Here is a 16,316-nt window from a genome sequence, read left to right on the forward strand (position 1 = left end):
TCGGGTCTCATGACCTCGAGCCTCCCCCTGCTTGCGGGCGCCGCGCTCGTCGCCGGCCTGCTGGGCCTCCCCCAGGCCGGCGCGACGACCACCGAACACGGGCGGCGGGCCGCCGGCGCCGCCCGCCCCCTCCCGGCAGCCGCCAAGGCCCCGCGCGTGGCCCCCGGCGGGGACGGCGTCGCCGAACACGTGACCGCCCCCGGCCCGGCGGACCAGCGCCGGGTGCTCGACTACTGGACCCCGCACCGGATGGCGGCCGCCGTCCCGCTCGGCCTGCTCGGGACGGCGGCCGGCGTGTTCGGCGGGCCGGGCCTGCCGGACCACCAGCGCGCCGCCCGCACCACCGGGGCGCGCTGGAGCGCGGGCGGGTCGGTGACCCGCACCACCGGACGGGTCTTCCTCACCCTCGGCGGGCTCGACTTCGTCTGCTCGGCGAGCTCGGTCAGGAGCGCCAACAAGGACCTCGTGGTGACCGCCGGGCACTGCGTCAAGGACGGCACCGGCGCGTGGGCGGACAACTGGACCTTCGTGCCCGGTTACGACCAGGGCCGCCGGCCCTACGGGCAGTTCACCGCCCGGCGCATGTTCGTCGCGGGCCCGTGGTCGCGCAGCGCCGACGACAACCACGACATCGGCATGGTGGCGCTCAACCACAGCGGCGGCCGACACCTGGGAGAGGTCGTCGGCGGCCAGGACATCGCCTTCGGCACCGCCCGGGGCCGCCCGGCCCACGGCTTCGGCTTCCCCGCCGAGGCGCCCTACGACGGCGAGCACCTGGTCTACTGCGCCGGCCCGGTCCATGACGACCCGCACGGCCAGACCGGCGACCAGGGCATGCGCTGCGACATGACCGCCGGGTCCAGCGGCGGCCCCTGGATGAGCGGCTTCGACCCCGCCACCGGCCGCGGCACGATCACCTCGGTGAGCAGCTTCAAATACAGCGACGACCGGAGCACCATGTACGGCCCCTACTTCGGCGACGTGGCCAGGGAGCTCTACACCGTCGCCGAGAGGGCGTGACCACGGTGAGTGCCCGTGCCCAGGCCGTGGGCGAGAAGGGGGAGCCCGCGGCGGGCGACCACCGGAGCTCGGCACGGAGCCGGGACGGAATGGACACGGCCCGCACCCCGGGGCGACGGGGGGCGGGCCGTGGACGGGATGTCAGAGCGACAGACCGGTGAGGACCATGACCTTCTCGTAGGTGAAGTCGGCCATGGCCGAGCGGACGCCCTCGCGGCCGACCCCGGAGTCCTTGACGCCGCCGTAGGGCATCTGGTCGGCCCGGTAGGACGGCACGTCTCCGATGATCACGCCGCCGACCTCCAGCTCCCGGTTCGCGCGGAAGGCGACGTCCAGGCTGCGGGTGAAGATCCCGGCCTGCAGGCCGTACTTGGAGTCGTTGACCGCGGCGAACGCCTCGTCGACCCCGGACACCGTCTGGATGATCATCACGGGGCCGAAGACCTCCTCGCAGGAGACCTTGGCGTCGTGCGGCACGTCGGCCAGGACGGTCGGCGCGACGGTGGCGCCGTCGCGGGTGCCACCGGTCAGCAGCCGGGCGCCGGCGGCGACGGCCTCCTTGACCCACTGCTCGACGCGCTCGGCGGCCTCGACGGAGACCAGCGGTCCGACCTGGGTCCTGTCGTCGGCCGGGTCGCCGGTGATCAGGGCCTCGACGGCGGGGATCAGCTTGGCCACGAAGTCCTCGCGCACCGACTCCTCGACGATCACCCGCTGGACCGCGATGCAGCTCTGCCCGGCCTGGTAGTTGGAGAACAGCGCCACCCGGGAGGCGGCCCAGTCGAGGTCGGCGTCGGCGAGCACGACGGCGGCGGCGTTGCCGCCGAGTTCGAGGGTGACGTGCTTGCGCGGCACCTGGTCCATGATCGCGTATCCGACGGGCCCGGAGCCGGTGAAGGAGACGATCGGCAGGCGCGGGTCGTCGACCAGGGCGGCGGCGCGGTCGTTGGGGACCGGGAGCACGGAGAACATGCCCTCGGGCAGCGCGGTCTCGGCCAGGATCTCGCCCAGCACCAGGGAGGAGATGGGCGTGGCCGGCGCCGGCTTGACGATGATCGGGGCGCCGACCGCGATGGCCGGGGCGACCTTGTGGGCCACCAGGTTGAGCGGGAAGTTGAACGGCGTGATCGCCAGGACCGGGCCGTGCGGGACGCGCGAGACGTAGGCGAGGCGGCCCGCGGAGGCGGCCTCGGTGTCCAGGCGCACCGCCTCGCCACCGAGGCGGCGGGTCTCCTCGGCGGCGAACCGGAAGGTGGAGATCGCGCGGTTGACCTCACCGCGGGCCCAGAAGATCGGCTTGCCGTTCTCCTCCATGATCAGCCGGGCGATCTCCTCGGCCCGCTCGGCCAGGCGGCGCGAGACGTGGGCGAGGGCCTCGGCCCGCACGTGAACGGGGAGCGCGGCGGCCTGCTTCTGCACGGCCGCCGCCGCGGCGACGGCCTCCTCGACCTGACCGGCGGTCGGCACGGAGCAGACGCCGACGACACGGCCGTCATGGGAGTTGGTCACGGTGAGCTCGGCGTCCCCCGTGGCGGGGCGGCCGGCGAGCCAGAAGGGGCGCACGTCCATGGCTCCGACGGTATGCCACCGGTCCGGAGGTGGCGTTACTCCACTACGCACAAGACCCTTGCACTGGCACGCCGTTACGCATAAAAATATCTCCCTCTCTGCCTGTAACGAAACCGGGGCAGATTACGGATATTCGTTATATGGCAGCGGTTTGAAGGATCGCCGCCCTGGCTAAGTCACCGAGTGCAACTCCCCGACAGCGGAAGGGCGTGGCCGCATGACCTCTCCGGCGCCGCGCGGACTGCAGGGCGCCTATCTGGTCGGCGAGCGGGCCACCCAGGACGAGCTCCGCGGCAAGCTGCTCGACGTGGCCAGCCAGCTCCTGGTCACCATCGGGCCCGAGAGCCTGTCGATGCGCCGCATCGCCACCGAGGCCGGATGCTCGACGACCGTCATCTACACCATGTTCGGCAGCAAGGAGGGCCTGGCCGAGGCGCTCTACCTGGAGGGTTTCGAGCGGTTCCGGCGGCGCCTGGAGGCGGTCCCCGCGCGCGGGAACGCGCTGGAGCACCTGACCGCGCTCGGCCCCGCCTACCGGGAGGCCGCGCTGGCCGAGCCCGGCTACTACGCCCTGATGTTCGAGCGGGCGATCCCCGGCTTCGTGCCGAGCGAGCGGGCCAGGACCCTGGCCCGGGCGGCGCTCAACGTCCTCGACCGGGTGATCGCCGACTGCATCTCGGCGGGATACATCATCCCGACCCAGCCCAGGAAGATCGCCGACGCCCTCTGGGCCGCCGCCCAGGGCGCCATCAGCCTGGAGCGCGCCGGGCACCTGCGTGACAGCCACACCTACGACGCGGTCACCTACGCCACCATCTCCCGCTACCTGGCCGGCGGGCGCTGACCCCGCCGCACCCGCTTCCCGCGTCCGCGCGCCTCCCAGGCCGCCGGTCTCCCGTACCGCTCACTCCGTCATGGCCAGCGCCACCCAGAGTTCGGCGCGGGCCGCCGGGTCGTCGAGGTCGCGGCCGAGGAGTTCGGCGACGCGGCGCATGCGGTAGCGCAGGGTGTGCCGGTGCACGCCGAGCCGTTGCGCCGCCGCGTCCCAATGGCCGTTGCACGCCAGATAGGCGCGGAGGGACTCCAGCAGGTCGGCGCGCGAGCCGTACTCGCGCAGGGGGGCGAGCAGCGCCGCGGAGAACGCCCCGGCCACCTCGGGGTCCAGCAGGGACAGCAGGCCCTGGCCCGCGAGGTCGGCGAAGCGCATGACCCGTCCGGCGACGCGGCGGGCCGCGGCGAGCGCCCGGTCGGCCTGGTCGAGTCCGGTGCGCAGCTCGTCGGGTCCGACCGGGGAGCCGATCCCGACCGGACCGTGCTCCCGCAGCGCCGCGGCCGCCTCCTCGGCCCGGTCCGCCGCGACGACGACCACCACTCGCTCCTCGGCGTCCGCCGCGAACTCCTCGCCGGCGGCCTCCAGCACCGCCTCCTGGTCGCCGCCGACGGCCAGCACCACCAGCGGCCCGTCGGGGAGCCCGCCCCCCAGCAGCTCCAGCGTCTCCTGACCGGCCCGCACCTGCCCGGCCAGCAGCAGCCGGAGCGCCGCGGAGCGGACCCGGCGCTCGGCCGCCAGGTGCTCCCTGCCGTGCTCGATGGTGAGCGTCAGCAGGGAGCCCGCGGCGTTGATCACGGTGTGCGCGACCGGGCTGAACGGCCGGTCGAGCCCGACCGCGAAGAACCCCCTGACGCGACGGGCGCCGATCGGCTGGACGATGACGTGCTCGCCGGGCGTGGACAGCGCCAGGCTCGCGGGGGTGCCGCCGCCCGCGGGCCGTCGCAGGCGCTCCAGCTCGGGGCGGAGTCCGGCGATGCCGGCGGCCCCCTTGCCCGCCGCGTGCCGTACGGCCCCCGCCTCGTCGAGCAGGACGGCCCAGCCGCCGAGCTCGCGGGCCAGGCCGTCGATCACCGCGCGGGGGCCCTCGGGACGGAGCGCGGCACGGGTGAGGCGGCCCTGGGTGGCGAAGGCGCGCCGGATCTCGTCGTACTGCTCGGCGGCGATCAGGTCGCTGACCACCTTGCCGATCGCGACGAACGGGGTGTCGCGCGGCACCTCGATCAGCGGCAGCCCGGCCCGCGCCGCCGCCTCCACCAGCCCGGCCGGGATCACCTCGTGGCCCAGCCCGACGCCGAACCCGAGCCCGGTGACCCCCTTGCCGACCAGCCGGTCGACGTACGGCCCGGCGTTGTCGGCGCCCAGGCGCATGCCCGTGGTGAGGACCAGCTCACCGCCCTCCAGGAACGGCGTCGGGTCCTCCAGTTCGCTGACCGCCACCCAGCGCACCGGCCGGTCGAGCGCGTCCTGCCCGGTGAGCACACCGAGTTTGAGCGGCAGACGCCGCACGACGGTGCGGAGCGTGGGAGCCACAACCACCCCCGATTTGTACGTTACGGCCAGAGCACTCCTCGCAATTTTGCCATAGTGCATCATCCGTACACCGGCATGCGCGACATACCGTCGCAGTATGAGCACCGTCACCCAGGGCGGCCCCTCGCTTCCGCAGGAGCGCCGGGTCGTCACCGAGATTCCCGGCCCGAAGTCCCGCGAGCTGTTCGCGCGCAAGCAGGCCGCCGTTCCCCCGGGCATCGGCACCACGCTGCCGGTCTTCGTGACACACGCCGGTGGCGGTGTCGTCGTCGACGCCGACGGCAACTCGCTGATCGACTTCGGCTCCGGCATCGCGGTGACCAGCGTCGGCAACGCCGCGCCGCGCGTGGTCGAGCGGGTGCAGAAGCAGGTCGCGGACTTCACCCACACCTGCTTCATGGTCACGCCGTACGAGTCCTACGTCCAGGTCTGCGAGAAGCTCAACGAGCTCACGCCCGGTGACCACGCGAAGCGCACCTTCCTGCTCAACAGCGGCGCCGAGGCCGTGGAGAACGCGGTCAAGGTCGCCCGCCACGCCACGGGGCGCCAGGCGGTCGTCGTGTTCGACCACGGCTACCACGGCCGGACCCTGCTGACGATGTCGCTGACGGCCAAGAACATGCCGTACAAGCACAGGTTCGGCCCGTTCGCCCCCGAGGTCTACCGGGTGCCGCTGGCCTATCCCTTCCGCTGGCCCACCGGCCCGGACAACTGCGCGGAGGAGGCGGCGGCCCAGGCGATCGACCAGATCACCAAGCAGATCGGCGCCGAGAACGTGGCGGCCGTGGTGATCGAGCCGATCGCCGGCGAGGGCGGCTTCATCGAGCCGGCCAAGGGCTTCCTGCCGAAGATCGTGGAGTTCTGTCGCGAGAACGGCATCGTGTTCATCGCCGACGAGGTCCAGACGGGCTTCTCCCGCACCGGTGACCTGTTCGCCTGCGAGGACGAGGGCATCGTCCCGGACATCATCGTCACCGCCAAGGGCATCGCGGGCGGCCTGCCGCTGGCGGCCGTCACCGGCCGCGCCGAGCTGCTCGACAAGGTCCACGTCGGCGGGCTGGGCGGCACCTACGGCGGCAACCCGCTCGCCTGCGAGGCGGCGCTGGGCGTGCTGGAGACCATCGAGGCCGACGACCTGACCGGCAGGGCCCGCCGCATCGGCGAGGTCATGCTGCCCCGGCTGCGCGCCATCGCCGACAAGAACGCGGCGATCGGTGACGTGCGCGGCCGCGGCGCTATGATCGCCATCGAGCTGGTCGTCCCCGGCACCAAGGACCCGCACCCCACCGCGGCGGGCGAGATCGCCAAGAGGTGCCACGCCGAGGGCCTGCTCGTGCTGACCGCGGGCACCTACGGCAACGTTCTGCGCTTCCTGCCGCCGCTGGTCATGCCCGACCACCTGCTGGAAGAGGGATTGGCAATTCTGGAGAAGGCCATCAACGAGGTCTGACGGTTTAGACCACCCCAAAAGGGGCACCCGGCTTGAGACTGGGTGCCCCTTTTGCTGCTGTACGACCCCTAGGTAGAGAGTGATTTAACCACTGCTTGACACCCACCAAAGCGATCACGGGTCGTGGCGGCGTTATAACGGTTCCGATATGACACTGCGCGATCAAGACGGGAGGCGCAATGAACTGGGGACCGAGTAGGACGGCGCAGAACACGCTGACGTTCGACCCTGAGGGCCTGACCCGCACCCAGCGCGAAGGTGACGCCTGCGTGGCCTGCCACAAGAAATGGCCCCGGCCGCGGATCAGGATCGGCCGCCTGCCCGACGACGGGGCCCTGTTCGCCTGCCCGGAATGCGCGGACGCGCTGATGCAGGACCTCCAGGAGAACGTCTACCCGCTGCCCCGCCGCGTGGCCTTCTCCTGAGCCTCCAGGCCCGCTCCCGGCCCTCCTGGAGCACCCGGACAGCACCCGGCCCCTCCCGGCCCTCCTGAACGCCCGAGCCCCGCTCCCGGGCCACGCCCGGAGAGGCCGAGAACAGAGAGCCAGGGCAGCCGAACAGAAAAGGAAGGTGCCCTCCCCCGCCGGAGCGGAGAAGGGCACCGGGACGTGCCTGCGGCTACTTGGTGTAGCCGACCGTCGTCCAGTTCTTGTCGGAGTACCCGAAGGAACCGTAGTTCGCCAGGGTCTTCTTCGTGGCGTAGATGTCGGGGCGCTGGTACAGCGGAATCGTGTGCACCTCGTCCCAGATCATCTTGTCGGCCGCGTTGCCCAGCTCGATCGCCTTGGCCGGGTCCATCTCACCCGCGGCCTGGTCGATCAGCTTGTCCAGCTCGGGGGTGCCGATGCGCGGGAAGTTGCTGCCGAAGTTCTCCGCGCTCTCGGGCGTCCGGTAGATCTGCGGCAGGGCGCCGTTCGGGAACGGCGTGCCCAGCCAGGAGAACGGGGCGAGGTCGAAGTTGCCGGGGATGATGAAGTCGTCGAAGAGCTTGTCGTCGGGGACCGGCTCGATGACGACCTTGACGCCGACCTCCTTCAGCATCGCCTGGGTCAGCTCACCCTCCTGCTTGGCGGTGGGCAGGGAGGCCGGGACGATGAAGCGGAGCGAGAACTCCTTGCCGTCCTTCTTGCGGTACTCGCCCTCCTGCTTCCAGCCGGCCGCCTCCAGCATCTGCTTGGCCTTCTCCGGGTTGTACTTGCCGAGCTCACCGGAGTTGTCCACGTAACCCTTGTGGGTGTTCATGTACAGGTGGTTGTTGAGCGTCTGGACCGGCCAGTCCATGTCCTTGAGGTCGGACGCGGCGATCGTCTCGCGGTTGATGCCGAGCTGAATGGCCTGACGGACCGACTTGTCCTTGAGGAAGTCGCTGGAGCCGTTGACGGTGATGTGGCGCCAGTTCGGGGCCGCGGCCTTACGGATGTCGGCGTTCGGCACCTCCTTGGCCCGCTTGAGGTCGGCGGCGTTCACCGGGACCTCCACCGCGTCGAGCTCGCCGTTGGCGAAGGCGTTCAGGACGGCGGTCGCGTCCATGCCCCGGAAGATGACCTTGTCGAGCTTGGCCTTCTGGCCCCACCACTTGTCGTCGCGGACGAGGGTGGCGGCCTTGCTGGTCTGGTCGATGGACTCGACCTTGAACGGGCCCGCGGTGACCGGGATCTTGTCGATCCAGCCCTTGTTGAACGCCTCGGGCGTCTCGTTCGTCGAGGCGGGGTAGAGCGGGGAGAACATGCCCGGCCAGTCCGGGTAGTTCTTGGCGAAGGTCACCACCACGTCCTTGTCGGTGGCGCCCTTCTCCACCGACTCGACCCGGTCGTAGCCGTCGGTCGAGGAGACCTGGTACTTCTTGTTCTCGCCGTTCAGGGCCTTCCACTGGGCCTGGAAGTCCTTGTAGGTGATCGGCTTCCCGTCCGACCAGGTCGCCTTCTCGTGGATCTTGTAGGTGACGACCTGCTTGCCCCCGGTGAGCTCCATCTTCCACTCGGTGACGTAGTCGGGGTTGTTGGTGACCTCGGCCTTGTCGTTGGCGATGGCGACGAGCGGCATCAGCGGCTCGATCACGTCGTCGGTGGTGGCGTGGGTGCCGTTGACCTGGTTGTAGTTCCACTGGGTCTGCCACCCGCTGAGCGCCAGCTTCACGACGCCGCCCTCGGCGACCTGGTCGTAGGGCACCGGGTTGGTCGCGCTTCCGGCAAGCCCGGCGGCCTGCTGCTGGGCCTCCTGGGCGGCCTCGCTCGACCCGGCCTTCGGCTTGTCGGCGCCGCCGCCGCCGCCGCAGGCGGTGAGGGCCATGGCCAGGAGCGCTGTCCCGGCGACGGCCTTGTAGCCAACCTTCACGTGTTCCTCCAACGGGATTCGTCAGCGACGCGAGGCCACGACGACCTCGGTCTCCTCGGGGTAGTGGCAGGCGGCGCCGTGGTCGACGGCGGGCGCGAGCCGGACAACGGTGGGCTCTTCCTCCTCGCACCTGCGCGCCTCCTCGGCGCCCAGCCGGGCGCGCTTGGGGCAGCGGGTGCGGAAGCGGCAGCCCGACGGAGGGTCGGCCGGGCTGGGCAGGTCGCCTTCGAGCAGGATCCGCTCGCGGGAGCGCTCCAGCTCGGGGTCGGGCAGCGGGATGGCCGACAGCAGCGCCCGCGTGTAGGGGTGCGCGGGCCTGCCGTACACCTCCTCGACCGTGCCGATCTCGGCGATCTTGCCGAGATACATGACGGCGATCCGGTCCGCGAGGTGCCGGACCACCGACAGGTCGTGCGCGACGAACAGGTAGGACAGGCCGAGCCTGACCTTCAGGTCCTCCAGCAGGTTGATCACACCTGCCTGGATGGACACGTCCAGCGCCGACACGGGCTCGTCGAGCACGACCAGCTTGGGCTCCAGGGCCAGGGCGCGGGCGATGCCGATGCGCTGGCGCTGGCCGCCGGAGAAGTGCTGCGGATAGCGCTGGGCGTGGCTCGGGTCCAGGCCCACCAGGCTGAGCAGCTCGGCGATCCGGGCCTCGACGTCCTTGTGGCCGTGCGCGCGCAGCGGTTCGGCGAGGATGTCGCCGACCGGCATGCGCGGGTCGAGCGCGGCCATCGGGTCCTGGAAGACGATCTGCAGGTCCCGGCGGAGCGCCTTGCGCTCGGCCTTGGCCAGCCGGGCGCTGTCCTTGCCGAGCACGACAACCGTGCCGCCCTGCGGCGCCTCCAGCTGCATGATCTGCTGGAGCGTGGTGGTCTTGCCGCAGCCCGACTCGCCGACCAGGGCCAGCGTCTCGCCCTCGGCGATGTCGAAGCTGATGCCGTCCACCGCGTGCACGGTGCCGACCCGGCGCTTGAACACCGCGCCCTTCATCAGCGGGTAGTGCCGGACCATGTCCTCGACCCGCAGCACGGTCTCCCGCTCGGCGCGCGGCCGGGGATCGGCCGCCTCGGCGGGGGCCTCGGGCACGGGATAGATCGTGGCGCCGTCGAGACCCTTGAGCTCGATCTCGTGCGAGCGGATGCAGGCCGACATGCGGGTGCCGGGGCCGATCCGCTCCAGGTCGGGCTCGGCCTCGTCGCACGCGGTGACCCGCATCGGGCAGCGCGGCGCGAACGGGCAGCCCGGCGGGAGCGCGGCGGGCGAGGGCGGGCTGCCCTCGATCGGGACCAGCCGCCCCTCCGGACGGTCCATCCGCGGGATCGAGGCGAGCAGGCCCATCGTGTACGGCTGGCGCGGGCGGTAGTAGATCTCGTCCACGCCGCCCAGCTCGACCGGCTTGCCGGCGTACATCACCAGCACCCGGTCGGCGATGCCCGCGACGACCCCCAGATCATGGGTGATCATCACGATGCCGGCGCCGGTCTCCCGCTGCGCGGTCTTGAGCACCTCCAGCACCTGGGCCTGGATGGTGACGTCGAGCGCGGTGGTCGGCTCGTCGCAGATCAGCACGTCGGGGTCGTTGGCGATGGCCATGGCGATCATCGCGCGCTGGCGCATGCCGCCGGAGAACTCGTGCGGGAACGCCTTGGCCCGCACGTTCGGGTGCGGGATGCCGACCAGGTCCAGCAGCTCGACGGCCCGCTTGGCCGCCTTGTCCTTGCCGACCTTCTGGTGGATCCGCACCGCCTCGGCGATCTGGTCGCCGATGGTGTAGACGGGGGTGAAGGCCGACAGCGGGTCCTGGAAGATCATGCCGATGGTCTTGCCGCGGAGCCGGATGAGCTCCTCCTCCGGCATGTCGAGCAGTTCCCTGCCGTGCAGCTTCACCGATCCGCTGACCTCGGCGCCGGCCGGCAGCAGGCCCATCACCGCCAGCGAGGTCACCGACTTGCCGGAGCCCGACTCGCCGACGATGCCGAGCACCTCGCCCCGGCTGAGCTCGTAGCTCACTCCCCGGACGGCCTTGATGCCGCCGCGGAAGGTGACGTTGAGGTCGTTCACCTCGAGAATCGTCATGAGTTGCTCCCCGGGTCGAGCGCGTCACGCAGGCCGTCGCCGATGAGGTTGACACTGAGCACAAGCAGCACGAGCAGACCCGCCGGGAAGAAGAACAGCCACGGATAGCCGGTGACCTTGTCACTGCCTGCCGCGATCAGCGTGCCGAGCGAGACGTCGGGCGGCTGGATGCCGAACCCGAAGAACGACAGCGCCGCCTCGCCGATGACCGCCGCACTGACGTTGAGCGTGGCGTCGATGATCAGCAGGGAGGAGAGGTTCGGCACGATGTGCCGCAGGATGATCTTCCAACCGGGGATGCCCATGTAACGGGCGGCCTGGATGTACTCCCGCTCCCGCAGGGAGAGCGTCATGCTCCGCACCACCCGGGAGGTGATCATCCAGGAGAAGGCGGCGAGCAGGACCACGAACCAGAGCCAGGAGCCGCCCTTGAGGCGCGGCGAGATGATCGCGATGATCAGGAAGCTGGGCAGCACGAGCAGCAGGTCCGCGCCCCACATCAGGGCCCGGTCCACCCACCCGCCGAAGTATCCGGCGGCGGCGCCGACCAGGGCGGCGGCGCCGGTGGCGAAGAGTGCCACGAGGAAGCCGATGACGAGCGACTTCTGCATGCCGCGCAGGGTGACCGCGTAGACGTCCTGGCCGATCTGGGTGGTCCCCCACCAGTGGTCGGCCGAGGGCGGTTCGAGGAAGGCCAGGAAGTCCTTCTCGGTCCAGTCGTGGGGGCCGAAGAACGGACCGGCGTAGGCGAGCACCAGGAGCAGCACCAGCGCGATGAGGCCGTAGCGGGCCTGCGGGTTGCGCATCAGGCGAGCGAGGACGACTTTCGACCGCATCTAGCTCACCCGGACCCGGGGGTCGAGGGCGGCCACGGCGAGGTCCGACAGCAGGCCCGCCACCAGGACGCAGACGGCGGCGAACAGGCTCACCGCGGCGACCGAGTTGGTGTCGTTCTGCTGGATCGAGTCCACCAGCCAGGCCCCCATCCCGTGCCAGCCGAAGATCTTCTCGGTGAAGGTCGCGCCGGTCAGCAGGGTGCCGAAGGCGAAGGCGAAGTAGGTCGCGGCCGGGACCAGCGCGGTCCGCAGCGCGTGCTTGAACAGCGCCGCGCGGCGGCTGAGGCCCTTGGCCCGGGCGGTGCGGACGAAGTCCTGGCCCAGCACGTCCAGCATCATGTTGCGCTGGATCCGGCTGTAGAAGGCGATCTGCCCGAGGCTGAGGGAGATCGTCGGCAGGATCAGGTGGTTGAGCCGGTTGGCGAACTGGTCCCAGCCGCTCAGCGCCGGGTTGTACTCACCGGTGTACTCCAGGAGCGTGAAGCCCAGGGTGTCGTTGAGGCCGACCGCGGCGATCGTGAGCATCGTGGCGGTCACGAAGACCGGGACCGCCATGATGACGAAGGAGCTCACCCCGATGACCCGGTCGCTGAGCTTGTACTGCCTGACGGCGGCGAAGGCCCCCACGACCACGCCGACGCCCGAGCCGATGATCGTGCCGATGAGCAGCAGCCGCAGGCTGACGCCGATGCGCCGGCCCATCTCGTCGTTGACCGACTTGCCCTGCCAGGTCTTGCCGAAGTCGCCTTGAACGATTCCGGAGACCCAGGTGACGTAACGCTCGAAGACCGGCGTCTTGTCGTTGAGGTTGTAGTCGTCCAGCGTCGCGTCGACGACGGCCTCGGCCACCGGCGGCTGGCGACCTTCGTACTTGGCCCTCGGTTCGAGGCTGGTGGCGGCGAGGAAGTAGGCCATGCTCGCGGCGATCGCCACGAGCAGGACATTGCTGACCAGCCGCTTCAGCAGGTAGGCGCCCATCGTCCTCCCCTCGTGTATCGCCTGGGGCGCGATGGGCGGCGTGGGTCACCCGCGAGCAGCCATCACATATACCCCGTTAACGCGCGTTTAATCCCGGATGACTTTTTTAGACCGGGATGAGCGAAACGATACCTGCGGGAGGGCGACAGCCCCACCACCTGGGGTAACGATCCGGATTCATGATGTCCGGATTCTGTAACCTATGTTCGGGTTCTGTGACAGATCACAGAGAGTGACGGCCATTCCGGCCCCGGACGGACCCGGCGTCTGCCGCCCGGCACGCCGAGGGGCGGCGGCCGGATCGATCGTGGCCGCCGCCCCTCGGGGTGGCGCGGGCCGCCGGGGCGGCCGTCGTCGCCCGCGGCGCGCGGACCCGGGGACCGGGCGCCGGGGACTCCGGCCGGGCGGGGGCGGGCTCAGGCGGGCTGGAGGACCTGGTCGGTCTGGTCGCGCATGCCCCAGGGCGAGCCGTAGGCGTTGAGCAGCTCAAGGAAGGGCACCGAGTCGAACGCCTCGGGCCCCAGCACCCCCGCGCCCGACCAGGCGCCGGTGGCCAGCAGCTCCAGCGCGACCACCGGGTGCACGGCGGTCTGCCAGACCACGGCCTGGCAACCGTACTCCCGCATCGACCACTCGTTGTCGACCACGTGGTACAGGTAGACCTCGCGCGGCCCGCCGTCCTTGCCGACGCCCTTCACCCAGGTGCCGGCGCAGGTCTTGCCGCGCATCCGGTCACCCAGCGTGGCCGGGTCCGGCAGGCTGGCCGCGACGACGTCACGGGGTGAGGCCTCGACGCCGCCCACCCGGATCTTGCCCGCGTTGTCCAGGCCGAGCTTGTGCAGCGTCTTCAGGACGCCGATGAACTCCTCGCCGAGGCCGTACTTGAACGTCACCCGCTTGGTGTCGATCCAGCGCGGCACGAGCAGCACCTCCTCGTGCTCGACGTTCACGCACTCGACCGGGCCGATCCCCTCGGGGAAGTCGAAGACCTCCGGCTCGCTGAACGGCTCGGTGGTGTGCCAGTCGCCGTTCTCCCAGATCACCGGCGGGTTGAGGCACTCCTCGATGGTCGTCCAGATGGAGAAGGTCGGCGCGAAGTCGTAGCCCTCGACCACCAGGTTCGACCCGTCGCGGATGCCGATCTCCTCGATGCTCTCGAAGAGGTGCTCGGCCGCGTAGCGCGCGAACACGTCGGCGAGTCCGGGCTCCACCCCCATGCCCACCAGCGCCAGCCTGCCCCTGTCACGCCAGGCGTCGCCGAGCGCGAACTGCTCGTCGCCCAGCTTCACCCCGGTCAGCTCGTAGGGCCTGCGGGGGTGGGGTCGCGACAGCGACATCGCCATGTCGAGGTAGTGCGCCCCGGCGTTGAGCGCGGCCCGGAACAGGGACATGGTGAAGCGCGGGTCCACGGCGTTGAAGAGCACATCGCAGCGGTGCTCCGCCAGGGCGGCCTCGACCGCCGCCTGGTCGGAGGCGTCCAGCCCGATGGCGCTGAAGCGCGGATCATCGATCTTGGCCACGGTGTCGGTGGCGCGGCTCTGTTTGGAGTCGGCCACCACGATGTGTTCGAAGAAATCTCGGCGTGCGGCGATCGGGACAACGGCGGAGCCAACCCCGCCCGCTCCTACAAGAAGGATTCTCATGACAGCGAGCCTACTCGCTGACTGGTTGACCAGTCGATAGATGAGGCAGGATCAGCCACTGAATCCATTGCTGATGTTGGTGATCGCGACGGAAATCGCGGTGATTACGGGGTTAGGCGGACATGCCTGGAGAAAGACGGAGCGCTCCGGGGTCGGGGGACCACCCGGAGCGCCCCTGGCGGGCCACGCCCAGCGGGGGGATGGGCGTGCCCGCGGCCCGTCAAGCGGGGGTAACGGGAGCCCCGCTCACCTCACCAGGTTCTTCCAACGTTGTGTCCAGTCGGTGTAGTCAGTGCATTCCCCGCCCCGGCCACCGCAATCCCGCGTCGGACGGGCGGCGAAGAAGATCCGCCGGATCCAGTCGTCGTCACGGACGTGATAGATCTCGCACATGCGGTCGGCGCGCCCGCCGCAGGCGTCGGGATTGGCCGGGGCGAGCCCCGTCCAGGCGGCGGCCGAGCGCTGCACCTTCGCCGAGCCCATCCAGTTGAGCCACCGGTAGGCGCAGTTGGGGCTGGCGGCCTTGGCCGCCAGCATCCACGAGTCGACCCACCCCGTCATCGGCGCGCTGTCCAGCGCCTTCACCGGCCGGCCCGCGCGCTGGAAGAGGTCCCGGTGGTACGGCAGGGCCTGGGCGAGCCGTACCGACCCCGACGCGAAGGCCCGGATCACATCGATGGAGTCCTTCCAGTAGACCCGGTCGGGGCCGTCGCGCTCGGCCAGCAGTTTCACGGCGGCGTCGAGCTGGGCGGGGGTGAGCTGGAAGGGGTCCTCGACCCCCGGACCGGGATCGGTCCGCCCGAGCGCGAGCGCGGCGTCGGCGATGCTCAGCGGGCTGTCCCTGATCGCCACGGGGGTGGTCGCGTAGAGGGCCTCCGGCCCCTGCGGCCTGCCCATCTCGTAGATGACCTGGTTGACCCCCCAGAGGTAGGGGACCCCGTAGACCTTGCCCGCCCGCCGGACGGCCGGCAGCTCGCGCAGCCGCTTGGGGATGTCCTTGTAGAAGTCGAGCAGCGCGGTGTCGACCGGCGCCACCCTGCCCTCGGCGACCAGCCGCCCCGCCAGCTCCGGCGGGGGCGAGATGACGTCGTAGGAGTTGCCGGCGAGCTTGGCGGCCATCTCCTCCTCCGTCTTGACCCGGTCGAGCTTCGCGACCCGGCACCCCGTCTCCTCCTCGAAGGAGGAGACCCAGTTGGCCCTGGAGCTGGTCCCGCCGTACTCGACATGGCCCTGGAAGGTGAGCACCTGGAGCGTGCCCTCGCCCTTGCCGATGGAGGCCGAAGGCGTCGGGCTGGGAGTGGCGCCGGAGGCCGCGCCGGAGCCGGAGGCCGCGCCGGAGCCGAGACCAAGACCGGGACCGGGGCTCCGGCCGGGCGACGCCGCCGCGGGCGCGGCCGGGACCGACGGGCTGCCCACCGGCTGGACGGCGCCCGCCGCCGCCACCGAGACGGAGACGGCGAGCGCCAGCCCGCCCGCCCCCGCCAGCACTCCGAGATGTGTACGGCGGAGCCTGTCCCTGCTCACGAAGTCCCCCCACGGTGCCACTGCCGACCTGTCCGGAGCCTATCTGCCCGCCACCCGGCAGGCCGGGCAGTCGGGTCCCCTCCGCCCCCACACGGCCCGCGAGGCCCGCGTCGGCGGGCCCGCGAGAAGGACATGGACGGGCCCGGACGGACGTGAGCGGGCCCGGACGGGAGTGGAGACGGGCCTGGACGGACGTGGACGGAGGTGAACGGGCCCGGACGGATGCGAACGAGCCCGGACGGGGACGGAGACGGGTCTGGACGGGCCTGGACGGACGCGCCGGAGCCCCGCGAGAGGGCTCTCGCGGGGCTCCGGCGCGCGGCGGGACGGTCCCGGCGGCTACTTGTTGGTCGGGAAGCCCAGGTTGACTCCGCCGTGGCTCGGGTCGAGCCAGCGCGAGGTGACGACCTTGCCCCGGGTGTAGACGAACACGTTCTCGTAGCGCAGGTAGTCGTTCGGGTCGATGCCGCCGACGATGCCGTCCTTGGTGACGACGCCGGTGTCGGGGCCCTTCCAGT

The 16,316-nt window shown here is 71.1% G+C and carries 12 protein-coding genes; 4 read left to right on the forward strand and 8 right to left on the reverse strand.

Annotated features, from left to right (window positions below; translation table 11 throughout):
- The first annotated feature begins 9 nt into the window (after positions 1 to 9).
- The gene (locus tag ACWDS7_RS22980; RefSeq protein ID WP_451930925.1) at positions 10 to 1,020 is read left to right on the forward strand and encodes a trypsin-like serine peptidase; all 1,011 of its coding nucleotides are present in this window, start codon (positions 10 to 12) and stop codon (positions 1,018 to 1,020) included.
- A gap of 141 nt (positions 1,021 to 1,161) precedes the next feature.
- Here ACWDS7_RS22980 and ACWDS7_RS22985 read toward each other — a convergent pair whose 3' ends face one another.
- Positions 1,162 to 2,589, reverse strand: coding sequence for an aldehyde dehydrogenase family protein (locus tag ACWDS7_RS22985; RefSeq protein WP_451930926.1), 1,428 nt, complete (start codon positions 2,587 to 2,589; stop codon positions 1,162 to 1,164).
- A gap of 217 nt (positions 2,590 to 2,806) precedes the next feature.
- On the opposite strand from ACWDS7_RS22985, the gene ACWDS7_RS22990 reads away from it, so the two are divergent.
- Positions 2,807 to 3,433: a TetR/AcrR family transcriptional regulator gene (locus tag ACWDS7_RS22990; RefSeq protein WP_451930927.1), complete on the forward strand. Its 627-nt coding sequence runs from the start codon at positions 2,807 to 2,809 to the stop codon at positions 3,431 to 3,433.
- 60 nt (positions 3,434 to 3,493) lie between these two features.
- On the opposite strand, the gene ACWDS7_RS22995 is transcribed toward ACWDS7_RS22990, so the two are convergent.
- Positions 3,494 to 4,957 carry a PucR family transcriptional regulator gene (locus ACWDS7_RS22995; RefSeq protein ID WP_451930928.1) on the reverse strand — a complete coding sequence of 488 codons (1,464 nt, stop codon included), beginning with the start codon at positions 4,955 to 4,957 and terminating at the stop codon, positions 3,494 to 3,496.
- Positions 4,958 to 5,048: 91 nt separating this feature from the next.
- On the opposite strand from ACWDS7_RS22995, the gene gabT reads away from it, so the two are divergent.
- Positions 5,049 to 6,401 carry a 4-aminobutyrate--2-oxoglutarate transaminase gene (gene gabT, locus ACWDS7_RS23000; RefSeq protein ID WP_451930929.1) on the forward strand — a complete coding sequence of 451 codons (1,353 nt, stop codon included), beginning with the start codon at positions 5,049 to 5,051 and terminating at the stop codon, positions 6,399 to 6,401.
- Between the two features lie 179 nt (positions 6,402 to 6,580).
- A complete protein-coding gene (locus tag ACWDS7_RS23005; RefSeq protein ID WP_306856726.1) occupies positions 6,581 to 6,826 on the forward strand; it encodes a hypothetical protein in 246 nt (81 codons plus the stop codon).
- Between the two features lie 193 nt (positions 6,827 to 7,019).
- On the opposite strand, the gene ACWDS7_RS23010 is transcribed toward ACWDS7_RS23005, so the two are convergent.
- From ACWDS7_RS23010 to ACWDS7_RS23035, 6 genes are all read right to left on the reverse strand, one after another.
- A complete protein-coding gene (locus ACWDS7_RS23010; protein WP_451930930.1) occupies positions 7,020 to 8,735 on the reverse strand; it encodes an ABC transporter family substrate-binding protein in 1,716 nt (571 codons plus the stop codon).
- A 21-nt stretch (positions 8,736 to 8,756) separates the two neighbouring features.
- Entirely contained in the window at positions 8,757 to 10,817 is a 2,061-nt protein-coding gene (locus ACWDS7_RS23015) for a dipeptide ABC transporter ATP-binding protein (protein WP_306856724.1), read from the reverse strand.
- Complete coding sequence (locus ACWDS7_RS23020) at positions 10,814 to 11,653, reverse strand: ABC transporter permease (RefSeq protein WP_306856723.1); 840 nt, start codon at positions 11,651 to 11,653, stop codon at positions 10,814 to 10,816. Before ACWDS7_RS23020 ends, ACWDS7_RS23015 begins: the two co-directional genes overlap by 4 nt.
- Positions 11,654 to 12,631, reverse strand: a complete 978-nt coding sequence (locus tag ACWDS7_RS23025; RefSeq protein WP_451930931.1) for an ABC transporter permease — start codon at positions 12,629 to 12,631, stop codon at positions 11,654 to 11,656.
- Positions 12,632 to 13,047: 416 nt separating this feature from the next.
- A complete protein-coding gene (locus ACWDS7_RS23030) occupies positions 13,048 to 14,274 on the reverse strand; it encodes a saccharopine dehydrogenase family protein (RefSeq protein WP_451930932.1) in 1,227 nt (408 codons plus the stop codon).
- Positions 14,275 to 14,520: 246 nt separating this feature from the next.
- Positions 14,521 to 15,798, reverse strand: coding sequence for an extracellular solute-binding protein (locus ACWDS7_RS23035; RefSeq protein WP_451930933.1), 1,278 nt, complete (start codon positions 15,796 to 15,798; stop codon positions 14,521 to 14,523).
- Between the last annotated feature and the right edge of the window lie 518 nt (positions 15,799 to 16,316).

The organism is Streptosporangium sp. NPDC003464 (assembly GCF_053588315.1).

Excerpts from the sequence above, each read along its gene's own strand:
- ACWDS7_RS22980 (WP_451930925.1), top strand. The coding sequence starts at position 10 with ATGACCTCGAGCCTCCCCCTGCTTGCGGGCGCCGCGCTCGTCGCCGGC.
- ACWDS7_RS22985 (WP_451930926.1), bottom strand. The coding sequence starts at position 2,589 with ATGGACGTGCGCCCCTTCTGGCTCGCCGGCCGCCCCGCCACGGGGGAC.
- ACWDS7_RS22990 (WP_451930927.1), top strand. The coding sequence starts at position 2,807 with ATGACCTCTCCGGCGCCGCGCGGACTGCAGGGCGCCTATCTGGTCGGC.
- gabT (WP_451930929.1), top strand. The coding sequence starts at position 5,049 with ATGAGCACCGTCACCCAGGGCGGCCCCTCGCTTCCGCAGGAGCGCCGG.
- ACWDS7_RS23005 (WP_306856726.1), top strand. The coding sequence starts at position 6,581 with ATGAACTGGGGACCGAGTAGGACGGCGCAGAACACGCTGACGTTCGAC.
- ACWDS7_RS23015 (WP_306856724.1), bottom strand. The coding sequence starts at position 10,817 with ATGACGATTCTCGAGGTGAACGACCTCAACGTCACCTTCCGCGGCGGC.
- ACWDS7_RS23020 (WP_306856723.1), bottom strand. The coding sequence starts at position 11,653 with ATGCGGTCGAAAGTCGTCCTCGCTCGCCTGATGCGCAACCCGCAGGCC.
- ACWDS7_RS23025 (WP_451930931.1), bottom strand. The coding sequence starts at position 12,631 with ATGGGCGCCTACCTGCTGAAGCGGCTGGTCAGCAATGTCCTGCTCGTG.
- ACWDS7_RS23030 (WP_451930932.1), bottom strand. The coding sequence starts at position 14,274 with ATGAGAATCCTTCTTGTAGGAGCGGGCGGGGTTGGCTCCGCCGTTGTC.